This window comes from Rhizobium sp. SG2393, from assembly GCF_042610495.1.
Classification (GTDB): Bacteria; Pseudomonadota; Alphaproteobacteria; order Rhizobiales; family Rhizobiaceae; genus RU20A.
Genome location: NZ_JBHGAP010000001.1, coordinates 1,254,257 through 1,268,871, shown reverse-complemented (window position 1 = coordinate 1,268,871; position 14,615 = coordinate 1,254,257). Strand labels below are relative to the sequence as shown.

14 protein-coding genes are annotated in these 14,615 nt (G+C 65.2%); 12 read left to right on the top strand and 2 right to left on the bottom strand.

What is annotated here, in order from left to right:
* Positions 1-26 precede the first annotated feature (26 nt).
* Genes ACED18_RS05980 through ACED18_RS05970 form a run of 3 tightly spaced genes read left to right on the top strand, consistent with a single transcriptional unit; the run spans position 27 to position 2,488 of the window.
* Positions 27-932: an ABC transporter permease gene (locus ACED18_RS05980; RefSeq protein ID WP_377289937.1), complete on the top strand. Its 906-nt coding sequence runs from the start codon at positions 27-29 to the stop codon at positions 930-932.
* A gap of 3 nt (positions 933-935) precedes the next feature.
* The gene (locus tag ACED18_RS05975; RefSeq protein ID WP_377289935.1) at positions 936-1,757 is read left to right on the top strand and encodes an ABC transporter permease; all 822 of its coding nucleotides are present in this window, start codon (positions 936-938) and stop codon (positions 1,755-1,757) included.
* Positions 1,757-2,488, top strand: a complete 732-nt coding sequence (locus tag ACED18_RS05970; RefSeq protein ID WP_377289933.1) for an aspartate/glutamate racemase family protein — start codon at positions 1,757-1,759, stop codon at positions 2,486-2,488. The genes ACED18_RS05975 and ACED18_RS05970 overlap by 1 nt, the downstream gene beginning before the upstream one ends.
* Before the next feature lie 174 nt (positions 2,489-2,662).
* Here ACED18_RS05970 and ACED18_RS05965 read toward each other — a convergent pair whose 3' ends face one another.
* On the bottom strand, positions 2,663-3,577 hold the full coding sequence (locus ACED18_RS05965; protein ID WP_377289931.1) for an alpha/beta hydrolase: 915 nt from the start codon (positions 3,575-3,577) through the stop codon (positions 2,663-2,665).
* A 40-nt stretch (positions 3,578-3,617) separates the two neighbouring features.
* Positions 3,618-4,250 carry a LysE family translocator gene (locus tag ACED18_RS05960; protein ID WP_377289929.1) on the bottom strand — a complete coding sequence of 211 codons (633 nt, stop codon included), beginning with the start codon at positions 4,248-4,250 and terminating at the stop codon, positions 3,618-3,620.
* A gap of 171 nt (positions 4,251-4,421) precedes the next feature.
* On the opposite strand from ACED18_RS05960, the gene ACED18_RS05955 reads away from it, so the two are divergent.
* The 9 genes from ACED18_RS05955 to ACED18_RS05915 all read left to right on the top strand — a co-directional run bounded on the left by ACED18_RS05955 (position 4,422) and on the right by ACED18_RS05915 (position 14,517).
* Entirely contained in the window at positions 4,422-5,330 is a 909-nt protein-coding gene (locus ACED18_RS05955; RefSeq protein ID WP_377289927.1) for a LysR family transcriptional regulator, read from the top strand.
* Between the two features lie 137 nt (positions 5,331-5,467).
* A complete protein-coding gene (locus tag ACED18_RS05950; protein ID WP_377289925.1) occupies positions 5,468-6,628 on the top strand; it encodes an ABC transporter substrate-binding protein in 1,161 nt (386 codons plus the stop codon).
* A 305-nt stretch (positions 6,629-6,933) separates the two neighbouring features.
* The gene (locus tag ACED18_RS05945; RefSeq protein ID WP_377289923.1) at positions 6,934-7,932 is read left to right on the top strand and encodes an ABC transporter ATP-binding protein; all 999 of its coding nucleotides are present in this window, start codon (positions 6,934-6,936) and stop codon (positions 7,930-7,932) included.
* A complete protein-coding gene (locus tag ACED18_RS05940; RefSeq protein ID WP_377289921.1) occupies positions 7,929-8,882 on the top strand; it encodes an ABC transporter permease in 954 nt (317 codons plus the stop codon). Before ACED18_RS05945 ends, ACED18_RS05940 begins: the two co-directional genes overlap by 4 nt.
* The gene (locus tag ACED18_RS05935) at positions 8,872-9,687 is read left to right on the top strand and encodes an ABC transporter permease (RefSeq protein WP_377289919.1); all 816 of its coding nucleotides are present in this window, start codon (positions 8,872-8,874) and stop codon (positions 9,685-9,687) included. Before ACED18_RS05940 ends, ACED18_RS05935 begins: the two co-directional genes overlap by 11 nt.
* A 24-nt stretch (positions 9,688-9,711) precedes the next feature.
* Positions 9,712-11,139, top strand: a complete 1,428-nt coding sequence (locus ACED18_RS05930) for a gamma-aminobutyraldehyde dehydrogenase (protein WP_377289917.1) — start codon at positions 9,712-9,714, stop codon at positions 11,137-11,139.
* Positions 11,140-11,246: 107 nt separating this feature from the next.
* Complete coding sequence (locus tag ACED18_RS05925; protein ID WP_149737674.1) at positions 11,247-11,420, top strand: DUF1328 domain-containing protein; 174 nt, start codon at positions 11,247-11,249, stop codon at positions 11,418-11,420.
* A 147-nt stretch (positions 11,421-11,567) separates the two neighbouring features.
* Positions 11,568-12,092, top strand: coding sequence for a hypothetical protein (locus ACED18_RS05920; protein WP_377289915.1), 525 nt, complete (start codon positions 11,568-11,570; stop codon positions 12,090-12,092).
* 196 nt (positions 12,093-12,288) lie between these two features.
* Complete coding sequence (locus tag ACED18_RS05915) at positions 12,289-14,517, top strand: DEAD/DEAH box helicase (protein WP_377289913.1); 2,229 nt, start codon at positions 12,289-12,291, stop codon at positions 14,515-14,517.
* Positions 14,518-14,615: the final 98 nt, after the last annotated feature.

The window sequence follows — 14,615 nt, the reverse complement described above, 5'->3', positions numbered from 1 at the left end:
CACCCTTGCCAAGAGGATGACGAGGAATGACCACTGTTCGCCTGATCGGCGCCGGAAGCCCGAAAGAGAAGCGTGCCATCCGCATTCCGCCGGCGCTCGCCGCCTATCTGCAGGCGCTGCCGCTGACGGCGATCCTCGGGTTCTTCTTTGCGCTGCCGATCCTGATGATCGTCGTGGTCAGCTTCTGGGACTATGATTTCTCCGGCCTCTATCCGGATTTCATCACGCTGAACTACGAGGAGGTGCTGGGATCCTGGGTCACCTGGAAGACCTACCTCAACACGCTGAAATACATGGCGATCGTCTGGGTGCTGACGCTCGCGATCGGCTTCTGGGTCGCCTATTTCCTCGCCTTCCACATCCGCACCACCACCATGCAGATGGTGCTCTTCCTTGTCTGCACCGTGCCGTTTCTCACCTCCAACATCATCCGCATGATCTCGTGGATCCCGGTTCTCGGGCGAAACGGGCTGGTCAATCAGGGGCTTGTCGGTCTCGGCATCGTGCCGCAGCCGATCGAGTGGCTGCTTTATTCGGATTTCGCCGTGGTGCTGGCCATGGTGCATCTCTACACGCTCTTCATGGTGACGCCGATCTTCAACACGTTGATGCGCATCGACCGATCGCTGTTCGAGGCGGCGCGCGATGCCGGCGCCACCTCCTGGCAGATCCTCTGGAATGTCGTCATCCCGCTTGCCAAACCCGGCATCGCCATCGGCACGATCTTCGTCGTCACGCTGGTCATGGCGGATTTCTCGACCGTGCAGGTCATGTCCGGCGGGCAGAGCGCCTCGGTGGCGCTGATGATGAAGAACCAGATGTCGCTCTTGCAATATCCGGCGGCGGCCGCCAACGCCGTGGTGCTGCTCGTCCTCGTCCTCCTCATGGTCGCCGCCATCCTGCGCGTCGTCGATATCCGCAAGGAGCTCTGAGCCATGGCCCATGACAAGCGCACGCTCGAATTCTACATCCTCGCCGCCTTCTTCGCGCTCTTCGTGCTGTTTCTCTACGGCCCGCTGTCGGCGGTGCTGATCCTCTCCTTCCAGGGGCCGGAAGGGGGGCTCACCTTCCCGCTCAACGGGGTCTCGCTGCACTGGTTCGGCAATCTCTTCGAAAAGCAGGCGGTGGGCGATTTCGGCGCGGCCTTCCGGCGCTCCTTCGCGCTGGGGGCCATGGTCATGGTCGTCAACGTGGTCGTGTCGCTTCTGGCCGGGCTTGCCTTCCGGCGCCGCTTCCTCGGCTCCAACGGGCTCTTCTACCTGACGGTCGCCAGCCTCGTCGTGCCATCCATCATCATCTCGCTCGGCATCGGCGTGGTCTTCCAGCAGCTGGGCCTGAAGCCCGCCTGGTATTCCTCCGGCTTCGGCGCGCATCTGACCTGGACGCTGCCCTTCGGCGTGCTGATCATGTTCGCCGTCTTCAACCGTTTCTCGCCGTCTTACGAGGAAGCGGCGCGCGATCTCGGCGCCTCGTCCTGGCAGACGTTCCGGCACGTCCTGCTGCCGATGATCGCGCCAAGCCTCGTTGGCGTCGGGCTCTTCGGCTTCACGCTCTCCTATGACGAGTTCGCGCGCACGCTGATGACGTCTGGCACCTACAACACGCTGCCGCTCGAAATCTACGGCATGACCACCAATGTAACGACGCCGGTGCTCTATGCGCTGGGCACCGTCACCACGCTCTTCTCCTTCACCATCATCCTCGCCACGCTCGGCATCATCCTGATGCTGCGGCGGCGGCAGGCGAAAGTTTCCTGATGCGCATTCTGATCGTCAATCCCAACACCACCGTCTCCATGACCGAGAAGGCGGCGGAGGCGGCGCGCGCGGTTGCCGCGCCCGGCACCACCATCCTCGCTGCCACCTCCCGCATGGGGCCGGCCTCCATCGAGGGCCATTATGACGGGGCGATCGCCGTTCCCGGCATGCTGGCCGAAATCCGCGCGGCAGAGGCTGACGGCATCGATGCGGCAATCGTCGCCTGCTTCGACGACACCGGGCTCGATGCGGCCCGCGCCATGGCTGGCGTTCCCGTCCTCGGTCTCTGCCAGTCGGCGGTGACGACGGCGTCGTTCCTTGCCCATCGCTTCACCGTGGTCACGACGCTGGAACGTTCGCGCGTGCTGCTGGAGGACCTGACGCGCCATTACGGGATGGGGGGACGCGCGAAGGTGCGCGCGGCCGACATTCCGGTGCTGGAACTGGAAGATGCAGCCTCCGGTGCGCTTGGCAAGCTGTCTGCCCAGATCGAGGCGGCGCTGGCCGAGGATGGCGCGGAAGCCATCGTGCTCGGCTGTGCGGGGATGGCCGACCTTGCCGGAAAACTTCAGGCCACCTACGGCGTGCCCGTCATCGACGGCGTTTCGGCAGCGGTGAAGCTGGCGGAGGGGCTGGTCTCGCAGCGGCTGACGAGCAGCAAGCGCGGGTCTTACGCCGCGCCACTGCCAAAGGCCTATGCCGGGGCAATGGCAGGATTTGCGCCGACATGAGGCTGTGGGCCGCGCCGTGTCACTGTTCCTGTTGACCGTCCGCGACCGTCTTCATGAGCCCGCAAGACAGTTGGCCCTCGGCTCTCGGGAAAGCCTGATGTCGTTTCGGTTCTTGCGGCCCTTGCCGTCGTGCTTGCGGCGGGCGTCGGGATCGATCTGACCGCTTGGCCGGCCTTATCCAGCCTTTGCCATCCGCGCTATTGCTCCGCAGAGGGCGGCAAACGCTTCAGCTGCGCCCTCGCTCATGAAGCGGGCGCGCAGCCAGGCATGCACCATCTGGGGCTCTTCGCGGAACCAGACCTCGATCCCTGACATCGCCAGGCGCGCGGCATAGGTCCGTCCATCGTCGCGCAGCGGGTCGAAATGCGCGACGGTGATGAAGGTTGCGGGGAGGCCGGCGATGTCGGCAGAGGCAAGGGGAAAGGCGTAGGGTTCGTTCGGCGGGGCGGCGTAGATGTCGCGATAGTAGCGGACGTCGGCCGTCGTCAGCCCCGGCGCATTGGCCATGTCGGCGTAGGAGCCGGACACGAGATCGCCGCCGAGCGCGGGGTAGACGAGGGCCTGTCCGACCACGCCGCAGAGCCCCGTGTCGCGCGCCTTCAACACGATACCCGCCGCAAGGTTGCCGCCGGCGCTGTCGCCGATGACAACGACCTGTCGGCCATCCGCCAGCAGCGATGCGAGCACGGCGAAACTGTCATCGAAGGCTGCCGGCCAGACATGCTCCGGCGCCAGCCGATACGCGACGGCGATCAGTTCCGCCCCGGCTGCTGCGGCAATCTCGCCGCAGATGGCATGATGGCTGTCCAGCGAGCCGACGACAAAGCCGCCGCCATGCAGATAGAGGAGCACCGTATCGTTTGCCCGCAGCGCCGGCCGATACCAGCGCACCGGAATACGTCCTTCAACGATGCCGTCCTGCGTGGTCATTCCCTCCGGCAGCGGCGGAGAGAATTGCGCGCAGAGTGCGTCGTAGAAGCCGCGTTGCTCGGCGATCGTGGCATTGACGGCATCCGGCGGATAGAAGGCGTCGCACTTGGCCAGGAAGGCGAGAATGCCAGCTTCGGTCGGGCTCGGCGATACGGTCATGGGGCTTCGATGTCCACGCTCATTCAAAAGGATGCGGCAATCAGCTGCGGTGCAGCGCGAGGTTGACGCCGAGCCCGACAAGCACGGCGCCGCCCGCCCGCTGCATCAATCGCTGGGCCCGGCCGGAGCGCCTGAGCCGCGTGACGACGAGGCCGGCCAGGAGGACGCAGACGACGTCCGCCAGCGAGAAGATCAGGTTGACGATCGTCCCGAGGATCAGAAGCTGCGCCCAGATCGGCAAGGTTGCGGCGGCATCCACGAATTGCGGCAGGAAGGCCAGAAAGAACAGCGCGGTCTTGGGGTTCAGGGCCTCAACGGACACGCTTTCGAAAAACGCCCGGCGTCCATCCTGCGCCGCCGGTCGCGCCGGCTCCGAGCCGGCTTCCGGCTTCCTGAAAAAGAGGCGCAGGCCGAGAAAGACCAGATAGGCGGCACCGGCAAACTTGACGATCGCATACAGAACCGGAACGGCATGAAAGAGCGCCGAAAGCCCGGCCGCTGCCGCGACCACATGCACGTAGCCGCCGATCTGGATGCCGAGCGCGGCCATCAGGCCGGAGCGCCGGCCGCGCGCGATGGTCTGTGCTGCCGTATAGAGCATGGCGGGTCCGGGCAGGAACGCGAACATGATGGTTGTCAGCAGGAAGGCGAGCAGAAGGTCGGTTGATGGCACGGCTCACGTCTCCTCGTTGCCCGGTCGGTGCATCCTCCTCGCGAATCCATCCGCCATGCAAGCCCAAAGGTGATTTCAGCGCGCGCGAGCCTCGCATTTCCCCTGACTGCATTGATATGCCCGCAGCCTCCTTGCCCTTGCCCGCTTCGCCCCGGTCGGCTTATCTAGGCCATGGCCTTCACGCTTCGCCAGTTGCAGTATTTCGTCGCCGTGGCCGAGCAGGGATCCGTCACGCGGGCCGCGCAGAACCTGTCGATCTCGCAATCCTCCATCACCGAAGCGATCAAGGAACTGGAAGGCGATCTTGGTGTCAGCCTGTTCGAACGCCATCCGCGCGGTCTTTCCATCACCCATCATGGCCACCAGTTCCTTCGTCATGCCACCAAGATTCTTGCCGGCGTCTCCGATGCCCGACGGTCGCTTGCCGAGCCGGCGTCTGCGCAGAAGGGTACGTTGAACCTCGGGGTTACCTCGCTCGTTGCCGGCTACGTGCTCTCCGATCTGCTCGCGCGCTATCGCCGTGCCTGTCCGGGTGTCGAGGTTTCCGCCATCGAGGACAACGGCTCCTATCTCGAACATCTGCTGATCGGCGGCGAACTGGATGTTGCCGTCATGGTCATTTCCAACCTGCGCGACCGCATGGCGCTGCAGGCCGAGATCATCGAGACCTCGCCCTACCGCCTCTGGCTGCCGCTCGGCCATCCCCTCGTTTCAGCCGATATCATCTCGGTCGCCGATATCGCGAAGGAACCGTTGATCATGCTGACGGTGGATGAAATCGAGGAGAATACCGGCAAGCTGCTGTCGGCGCTCGGCGCCCGCCCGCATGTCGCCTTTCGCACACGCTCCGTGGAGGCCGTCCGCAGCCTGGTCGCGACCGGCGCCGGCATCGCGCTCCTGCCCGACCTCGTCTACCGCCCCTGGTCGCTGGAAGGCGATCGTATCGAAAGCCGGGACGTGTCCGGTGCGCTGCCGGTGGTGCAGGTCGGCATGGTCTGGCGCAAGGGATCCGGCCTGCCGCAATCGGCCCGCGACTTCATCGGCGTGGCGGAAGCGCTGCGCAGCGGCCGCATCCGCTGACGCGGCATGTTAGCCATCGGAAATTCCGATACCACGTTTCTGTTTAATGAATTTGCGAATACGGCGGAAGGACGGCACCTTGATATCCGGGAACAACGAGACCGCCAAAGGCGGCTCACCAGACCGGGAGATCGACGATGAGACACGTCCTGAAGTCCTGCACCGCGCTTGCTCTTTCCTTCACCTTCGCCACCGCCGCCATCGCCCAGGAGCCGCTGAAGGCTCTCGGCGCAGGCGAGGGCGAGGTCTCCATCGTCGCGTGGGCCGGCTATATCGAGCGCGGCGAGACCGACAAGAATTACGATTGGGTCACCGATTTCGAAAAGCAGACGGGCTGCAAGGTCTCGGTCAAGACCGCCGCCACCTCGGACGAAATGGTGGCGCTGATGAACGAGGGCGGTTTCGACCTCGTCACCGCCTCCGGCGACGCATCGCTGCGCCTCATCGCCGGCAAGCGCGTGCAGCCGATCAACACCGACCTCATTCCGAGCTGGAAGACGGTGGACGAGCGCCTGCAGAGCGCGCCCTGGCACACGGTCAACGGCGTTCATTACGGCACGCCCTATCTCTGGGGCCCGAACGTGCTGATGTACAACACGGAAGCCTTCAAGGATAAGCCGCCGACCAGCTGGAGCGTCGTCTTCGAAGAGCAGACGCTGCCCGACGGGAAATCCAACAAGGGCCGCATCCAGGCCTATGACGGCCCGATCCATGTCGCGGACGCCGCCAACTACCTGATGTTCCACAAGCCGGAACTCGGTATCAAGGATCCCTACGAGCTCAACGAAGAGCAGTACAAGGCAGCGCTTGACCTGCTGCGCACCCAGCGCACCCTCGTCAACCGCTACTGGCACGATGCCATGATCCAGATCGACGACTTCAAGAACGAGGGCGTCGTCGCCTCCGGCTCCTGGCCTTTCCAGGTCAACCTGATGGAAGCCGAAAAGCAGCCGATCGCCTCTACCTTCCCCGAAGAAGGCGTCACCGGCTGGTCGGATACGACCATGCTGCATGCCGAGGCCGCGCACCCGAACTGCGCCTATATGTGGATGGAACATTCGCTTTCCGCCAAGGTGCAGGGTGATGCGGCTTCCTGGTTCGGCGCCGTTCCCTCGGTTCCGGCCGCCTGCAAGGGCAATGCGCTCCTCACCGACGAAGGCTGCAAGACCAATGGTTTCGAGAACTTCGAGAAGATCAAGTTCTGGAAGACGCCGACCTCCAAATGCGCGAGCCAGGGCGAGTGCGTGCCGTACCACCGCTGGGTCTCCGACTATATCGGCGTGATCGGCGGTCGTTGAGACGGGCTTCATGAGGAACGCGGTCCGCCACCGGCAGGTGGCCTGACCTCCGGCCTGTCCGGACGGCGGACCGCGGTTTCCTCCATTGTCCGACGTGCGACCTCTCGCGGATCGCGGAGGCCCCCTCATTCGCCCTTGGGGCACCTTCTCCCCGAGGGGAGAAGGACGATGGGAGCACGACGCCCACCCGACGACCCTTCTGCCCTCGGGGAGACGGTGGCGGCAGCCGGATGAGGGGCCATGCTTGCCCTATGCGGACCCGCGCCCGCCAACCTGGCACATTCAAACCACCCACGGAGCTCCAGATGACCGCTGCCGTTTCCTTCGAAGCCGTCTCCCGCCATTTCGGCGCGGTGAAAGCCGTCGACAGCGTCGATCTGACGATCGCGGAGGGCGAGTTCTTCGCCATGCTCGGGCCCTCCGGTTCCGGCAAGACCACGTGCCTGCGGCTGATGGCCGGTTTCGAGCAGCCGACGGCGGGGCATATCGAGATTTTCGGGGAGACGGCCGAGGGCGTGCCGCCCTACAAGCGCAACGTCAACACCGTCTTTCAGGACTACGCCCTTTTTCCGCACATGACGATCGCCGAGAATGTCGCCTATGGCCTGATGGTCAAGGGCGTCGGCAAGGCGGAGCGGATGAAGGCGGCCGAAGATGCGCTCGCCATGGTCAAGCTTCCCGGCTACGGGTCGCGCCGGCCCGGCCAGCTCTCCGGCGGCCAGCGCCAGCGCGTCGCGCTCGCCCGTGCCCTCGTCAACAAGCCACGCGTGCTGCTGCTCGACGAACCGCTCGGCGCGCTGGACCTCAAGCTGCGCGAACAGATGCAGGAGGAGCTGAAGGGCCTGCAGAAATCGCTCGGCATCACCTTCGTCTTCGTTACCCATGACCAGGGCGAGGCCCTTTCCATGGCCGACCGCATCGCCGTCTTCAACGACGGACGCATCCAGCAGCTCGGGACGCCGGAAGAGGTCTACAACAAGCCGCGCACGCGCTTCGTGGCGGATTTCGTTGGCTCCTCCAACGTGCTGACGCCGGATGTTGCCGCCCGTCTCGGCGGCCCGCGCAGGGATGCGAGCCTGAGGCCGGAAGCGATCCGCCTCGGCCCGGCCGCTCCCGGCGAAACCGCCGTCACCGGCCGTCTGCTGTCGAGCGCTTTCCTCGGGGCGACGCACCGCCTGACGGTGGAGGTCGATGGCGCGCGTCTCGCCGTCAGCGCGCCGGCCGGAAGCGCGGTGCCGGCGATCGGCGCACCCGTCATGCTCGCCTTTTCGTCCGCCGACCTGCACCCGATGGAGGCGGCATGACAAGCGCTGTCCTGCCCACCAGCGGCACGGTCCACGATCGCGGTTTCACCGGCCGGCTATCCGACACGCTCTGGCGCCATCCGCAGCTTTTTGCGGCCATTCTGCTGGTCCCGCCGTTGCTCTGGCTCGGGATCATCTATGTCGGGTCGCTCTTCGCGCTGCTTGCGCAAAGCTTCTTCTCGATCGACGATTTCTCCGGCCTCGTCACCTACGAGCTGACGTTCTCCACCTATCGACAGCTTCTCAGCGACGCCAACTTCGACATCATCATCCGCACGGTGCTGATGGCGGGGCTGGTCACGCTCGCTTCCGCGGCCATCGCCTTTCCCATCGCCTATTATGCGGCGCGCTATGCCAAGGGCCGGATGAAGGCCTTTTTCTATCTGGCCGTCATGCTGCCACTCTGGTCGAGCTATCTCGTCAAGGTCTACGCCTGGAAGCTGATCCTCGCAAAAGAAGGCATTCTCACCTGGTTCGTCGACAAACTGCACCTGACCTGGCTGCTTGATGCCTGGCTGGCCCTTCCGATCATCGGCGGCTCGTCGCTCTCGGTCAGCTACACCGGCACCTTCCTCGTCTTCCTCTATGTCTGGATGCCCTTCATGATCCTGCCGATCCAGGCGGCACTCGAGCGCGTGCCCGGCAATCTCGTGGAGGCCTCCGCCGATCTCGGCGCCACGCCGGGCCAGACCTTCCGCACCATCATCTTTCCGCTTGCGCTGCCGGGCATCGTCGCCGGTTCCATCTTCACCTTCTCGCTGACGCTGGGCGACTACATCATCCCGCAGATCGTCGGCTCCTCGCGCCTCTTCATTGGCCAGGCCGTCTATGCGCAGCAGGGAACGGCCGGGAATATCCCGCTCGCCGCGGCTTTCTCGGTCGTGCCGATCGTCATCATGGGGCTCTATCTCGCTGCCGCCAAACGCATGGGGGCCTTCAATGCGCTCTGATCGCTCCACCGCCGCGCCGCTGCCGTCGAAGATCGCCGCCGGTGCAGGCCTGCTCTTCCTGCATCTGCCGATCCTCATCATCTTCCTCTATGCCTTCACGACGGAGGAGAAGAGCTACCAGTTTCCGCCGCCGGGCCTGACGCTGCAATGGTTCGCGGTGACCTGGAACCGTCCGGATGTCTGGGCAGCGCTGACGCTCTCGGTCAAGGTCGCCTCTATCGCGACCGCCATCGCGCTCGTGCTCGGCACGCTCACCGCAGCCGCCGTCAGCCAGACGCGCTTCTTCGGCCGCGAGGCTGTCTCGCTTCTGGTCATCCTCCCGATCGCGTTGCCCGGCATCATTACCGGCATCGCGCTGCGGTCGGCCTTTTCGATCCTCGACATTCCCTTTTCCACCTGGACCATCGTGCTCGGCCACGCCACCTTCTGCATCGTCGTGGTCTACAACAATGCCGTGGCCCGCTTCCGGCGCATTTCCGGCTCGCTTGTGGAAGCCTCGATGGATCTGGGCGCCGATGGTTTCCAGACCTTCCGCTATGTGATCCTGCCCAATATCGGCACGGCGCTACTGGCCGGCGGCATGCTCGCCTTCGCGCTGTCCTTCGACGAAGTCATCGTCACCACCTTCACCGGCGGCCAGCAATCCACGCTGCCCATCTGGATGCTGGAGGAACTGATCCGCCCGCGCCAGCGCCCCGTCACCAATGTGGTCGCCATGGTCGTGGTGCTCGTCACCTTCCTGCCGATCCTGGCGGCCTATTACCTCACACGCGACGGCGATCAGGTCGCCGGCAGCGGCAAATGACTGTCCGACAAAGGGAGATCTCTCATGGACACTGAACTCTTGATCGGTTCCCGCTTCGAGGCCGGCACGGAAGCCGAGGAAAAGATCCTCAATCCCAAGACCGGCGGCGAGATCATTGCGCTGCCGGAAGCCTCCCACGCGCAGGTCGAGGCCGCCGTGGATGCCGCCGAGGGTGCTTTCGTCGCCTGGTCGCAGACGACACCTGCCGAGCGCTCTGCCTATCTCCTGAAGATCGCCGATGCGATCGAAGCGGACGCGGATGCCTTCGCCGCCCTCGAATCGCTGAACTGTGGCAAGCCGATCAATGCCGTCCGCAATGACGAATTGCCGGCGATCGTCGATTGCTGGCGCTTCTTTGCCGGCGCGATCCGCAACCTGCATGCTCCCGCGGCTGGTGAATATCTGCCGGGTCACACCTCGATGATCCGCCGCGACGCGGTCGGCATCATCGGCTCGATCGCGCCGTGGAACTATCCCCTGATGATGATGGCCTGGAAGCTGGCGCCCGCGCTCGCCGGCGGCAACACCGTCGTCTTCAAACCCTCCGAACAGACGCCGCTGACGGCGCTGAAAATGGCGAAGCTGCTCGCCGACATCCTGCCGGAAGGCGTGGTCAATGTCGTGCTCGGCCGCGGCGAAACGGTTGGCAATGCCATCATCAACCATCCGAAGATTTCCATGGTCTCCATCACCGGCGACATCGCCACCGGCAAGAAGGTGCTGACCGCCGCCTCCAAGACGGTGAAGCGCACCCATCTGGAGCTGGGCGGCAAGGCCCCCGTGATCGTCTATGACGACGCCGACCTCGAAGCCGTCGTCGCCGGCATCCGCACCTTCGGTTACTACAATGCCGGCCAGGACTGCACCGCCGCCTGCCGGATCTACGCCCAGGACGGCATCTACGAGAAGCTTGTCGCCGATCTCTCCGCCGCCGTTTCCACCATCCGCTACAACCAGGCCGACGACACCGAAAACGAGATCGGCCCCCTGATCTCCAGGCGCCAGCGCGATCGCGTCGCAAGCTTCGTCGAGCGGGCGAGCGAGCAGAAGCATATCCAGGTCACGGCCGGCGGGGCGCCTGGCTCCGAGCAGGGGTTCTTCTTCCAGCCCACGGTGGTGGCCGGCGCCACGCAGGATGACGAGATCGTCCGTCGCGAAGTCTTCGGCCCGGTCGTTTCCGTGACGCGTTTTTCGGACCCCGAACAGGCCGTCGTCTGGGCCAATGACAGCGACTACGGTCTCGCATCCTCCGTCTGGACGAAGGATATCGGCAAGGCCATGAAGGCCGCCGCTCGCCTGCAGTATGGCTGCACCTGGATCAACACGCATTTCATGCTGACCAACGAGATGCCGCATGGGGGCGTGAAGCAGTCCGGCTACGGCAAGGATATGTCGATCTACGCGCTGGAGGACTATACGGCCGTCCGCCACATTATGATCGCGCACGGCTGATCCGCGCGTCGTCTCAACGCCCGTGATTTTCGCCGGCCCGTCCGCGGAGCCGGCGGAACTTTTCGGCCTTTCGCGCGTCATCTTCACGCAAAACGTGGAGAACCAACATGTTGAAATGGGCCCTTATTTTCTTCGTCGTCTCGCTGATCACCGGCTTTCTCGGATTCTCGGGCGTATCGGCCGCAACAGCCTCGATCGCCAAGATCCTGTTCTTCATCGCCGTCGCGATCTTCCTCGTCTTCCTGGTGCTGGCGCTGATGGCCGGCGCTGCCGTGACGTGACACAGACGACTGTCTGACGCTGAAAGGCCCGGCTTGCCACGCGAGCCGGGCCTTTTGCATTGGCAGGCCCGGGCTGTGCTCTCACTTTCCTGCTATCCCATTGGTTTTCCGGCATGCGCTCGATATAGTCCGCGCCGGAGGCCGTGCATGATCTGGTTGTTGTTTGCCATTCCCGCCGTCGTGATCGTCTATCTGGCGGCTCGTTTCTCGCGTTTTCGGCATATTGCAGAGCCGGTCGTCAGCGTCATCGTCGCCCTCGGGCTGATCGTGGCCGCAACCGTCTGGTGGATTGACGAGGCGCGCAAGCCTGCGGCCGACATCGAGCCGCCCGGTGCCACCAGCGTCAACGCCGCCGCCGAGCGGGCCAACCTTTCCATCTCCAATCTCGAGGTGACGGAAAGCCGGCCGGCCGGCGTCTTCCATGCCAAGGGCATCATTGCCAACGGCACTGCCCGCATGACCGACTACATCCGCCTGTCCGTCGTGTTGCAGGACTGCGCCGCAAACCCCTGCCGGCGCGTGGGGGAGGATACGCCGCTGCTTCTGCTCTCCATCCTGCCCGGTGAGAGCAAGAGCTTCGAAACCTATGTCACCGTGCGCCCCGGCGTGCGTCCCGTCGCCAGGCCCGAATGGTCGGCCACCATCACAGATGCCCGGCTTTCCGACCCCTGATGGACGCGCGTGAGGGAGCCCGCGTGCCACGCAGGGCTGCCGCGCATTTGCCGCCCTGTACTTTTGACCGGATGCATTGTAAGGGAGCGCGCATGTGAAGGTCGGTGCTTTGCCGGCCAGGACTTTGCTCCGTCTGGAAACGCGCCCTGCGCGCTGCCGCCGCGGCAGGGACTAGAAGACCCCGAAAGACAATGGAATGACTGAATTCGAAGGCATGGCGCCGGCGATCGCCGCGGCGTTGAGCAAGCGCGGCTACACGACGCTGACCCCCGTGCAGAAGGCCGTGATCGCGAGCGATCTCGAAGGCCGCGATGCGCTCGTCTCCGCCCAGACGGGCTCCGGCAAGACGGTGGCCTTCGGCCTCGCGCTCGCCCCGGACCTGCTTTCCGGCCATGAGCGCTTCGAGCGCCCCGGCGCCCCGCTCGCCCTCATCGTCGCGCCGACGCGCGAACTGGCGCTGCAGGTCATGCGCGAACTCTCCTGGCTCTATGCCGAAGCCGGCGCCACGGTTGCCACCTGCGTGGGCGGCATGGACCCGCGCACCGAACGCCGCACGCTGGAGCGCGGCGCCCACATCGTCGTCGGCACGCCCGGCCGCCTGCGCGACCACATCACCCGCGGCGCCCTCGACATGTCGGAAATACGCGCCGTGGTGCTGGACGAAGCCGACGAAATGCTCGACCTCGGTTTCCGCGAAGACCTCGAATTCATTCTCGAGGAAGCGCCGGATGACCGCCGCACCCTGATGTTCTCGGCGACCGTGCCGCGCGCCATCGAGACCATGGCGCAGAACTACCAGAAGAACGCCGTGCGCCTGGAAACGGCCTCCGAAAGCCGCCAGCATGGCGACATCGAATACCGCGCGCTGGTCGTCGCCCCGGCCGACCGCGAAAACGCTATCGTCAACGTGCTGCGCTTCTATGAAGCCAAGAACGCCATTGTCTTCTGCTCGACCCGTGCGGCCGTGAACCATCTGACGGCCCGCTTCACCAATCGCGGCTTTGCCGTCGTGGCGCTCTCTGGCGAACTCAGCCAGAACGAGCGCACCCACGCGCTGCAGGCCATGCGCGATGGCCGCGCCCGCGTCTGCATCGCAACCGACGTTGCCGCCCGCGGCATCGACCTGCCGGGCCTCGAACTCGTCATCCATGCGGATCTGCCGACCAACTCGGAGACCCTGCTGCACCGTTCGGGCCGCACAGGCCGCGCCGGCAACAAGGGCGTCAGCGCCCTCATCGTGCCGCTGTCGGCCCGCCGCAAGGCCGAGCGACTGCTGTCGGGTGCCAATGTCGTGCCGAACTGGGCTCTGCCGCCGTCGGCCGACGAGGTGACGGCGCGCGACCACGAGCGCCTCGCGACCGATCCGGCGATTGCCGAGCCGCTGCTGGACGACGAGCGCGACGCCGTGGCGACGCTTGTTGCCAACCACACGCCCGAACAGCTCGCCACCGCGTTCCTCCGCCTGTGGAGCGCCGGTCATTCCGCGCCGGAAGACCTGATCGAAGTGCAGCTCGACGCTGGCGCCAAGCGCGCCCGCAAGGACGCGACCGACGGTCCGGTCGATTTCGGCCCGGCGCGTGCCCGTACCGATTTCGCCGGCAGCCTGTGGTTCTCGCTCTCGGTCGGCCGCAAGCAGCGCGCCGAGCCGCGTTGGCTGATCCCCATGCTCTGCCGCGCCGGAAAGATCTCCAAGTCGTCGATCGGCGCGATCCGCATGCGCGAGGACGAGACCTTCGTGGAAATCGACGCGGCCTCCGAAGATGTCTTCCTCGGCGCCATCGGCCCGAAGATGACCATCGAAAAGGGCATCCGCCTGACGCAGATCGACGGCAAGCCGGATTTGGGCGGCGGCAGCGCGCGCGAGGCCTCGGATGGCGAGCGCCGTCCGCCCCGCGCCGACCGCGCTCCGCGCGATGATGCGCGGCCGGCAAAGCCGCGTGGCGAATGGACCGACAAGCCCCGCGGCGACTATGCCGACAAGCCCCGCAAGGCCGGCGGCTGGAAGCGCGACGGCGAGGGTGACGCCCGCTCCGCCAATGCTCGCCCTTACGCCAAGCGCGAGGGTGGCAATGACAAGCCGCGCGGCGAAAAGGCCTATGGCGAGAAGTCGTTTGGTGACAAGCGCCCGAAGCCCAAGGGCGAGTGGCAGGATGCCCCGGCCCGCAAGTCGGCTGCCGGTGATCGCCCTCGTTTCAACGACGGCGAAGCGGCCATGCGCCGCGAAGACGACCGCGCCTGGAAGACCAATGAGAGTGCGTCGGAGCGTCCCGCCCGTAAATTCGCCGACAAGTTTGCTGACAAGGGCGACAAGGCCTATGGCGACCGCAGCTTCAAGCCCCGCGCCAAGCCTGCCGGCCGTGCCGACGGTAATGCCCCGCAGGCCGGAGCCGGCAAGCCGAAGAAGGCCAAGCGCAAGGACGCGTGAGGCCGATCGTTTCCGCCTCAAGGCGGGCAAGTTTCGAACACCGTTTTGAGATCGTCCCCGGGTTTGACCCGGGGACGATTTTTTATTGGGCATCACGA

Coding starts and splice junctions, on each gene's coding strand:
- ACED18_RS05980 (WP_377289937.1), top strand. CDS start 27: ATGACCACTGTTCGCCTGATCGGCGCCGGAAGCCCGAAAGAGAAGCGT.
- ACED18_RS05975 (WP_377289935.1), top strand. CDS start 936: ATGGCCCATGACAAGCGCACGCTCGAATTCTACATCCTCGCCGCCTTC.
- ACED18_RS05970 (WP_377289933.1), top strand. CDS start 1,757: ATGCGCATTCTGATCGTCAATCCCAACACCACCGTCTCCATGACCGAG.
- ACED18_RS05965 (WP_377289931.1), bottom strand. CDS start 3,577: ATGACCGTATCGCCGAGCCCGACCGAAGCTGGCATTCTCGCCTTCCTG.
- ACED18_RS05955 (WP_377289927.1), top strand. CDS start 4,422: ATGGCCTTCACGCTTCGCCAGTTGCAGTATTTCGTCGCCGTGGCCGAG.
- ACED18_RS05950 (WP_377289925.1), top strand. CDS start 5,468: ATGAGACACGTCCTGAAGTCCTGCACCGCGCTTGCTCTTTCCTTCACC.
- ACED18_RS05945 (WP_377289923.1), top strand. CDS start 6,934: ATGACCGCTGCCGTTTCCTTCGAAGCCGTCTCCCGCCATTTCGGCGCG.
- ACED18_RS05940 (WP_377289921.1), top strand. CDS start 7,929: ATGACAAGCGCTGTCCTGCCCACCAGCGGCACGGTCCACGATCGCGGT.
- ACED18_RS05935 (WP_377289919.1), top strand. CDS start 8,872: ATGCGCTCTGATCGCTCCACCGCCGCGCCGCTGCCGTCGAAGATCGCC.
- ACED18_RS05930 (WP_377289917.1), top strand. CDS start 9,712: ATGGACACTGAACTCTTGATCGGTTCCCGCTTCGAGGCCGGCACGGAA.
- ACED18_RS05925 (WP_149737674.1), top strand. CDS start 11,247: ATGTTGAAATGGGCCCTTATTTTCTTCGTCGTCTCGCTGATCACCGGC.
- ACED18_RS05920 (WP_377289915.1), top strand. CDS start 11,568: ATGATCTGGTTGTTGTTTGCCATTCCCGCCGTCGTGATCGTCTATCTG.
- ACED18_RS05915 (WP_377289913.1), top strand. CDS start 12,289: ATGACTGAATTCGAAGGCATGGCGCCGGCGATCGCCGCGGCGTTGAGC.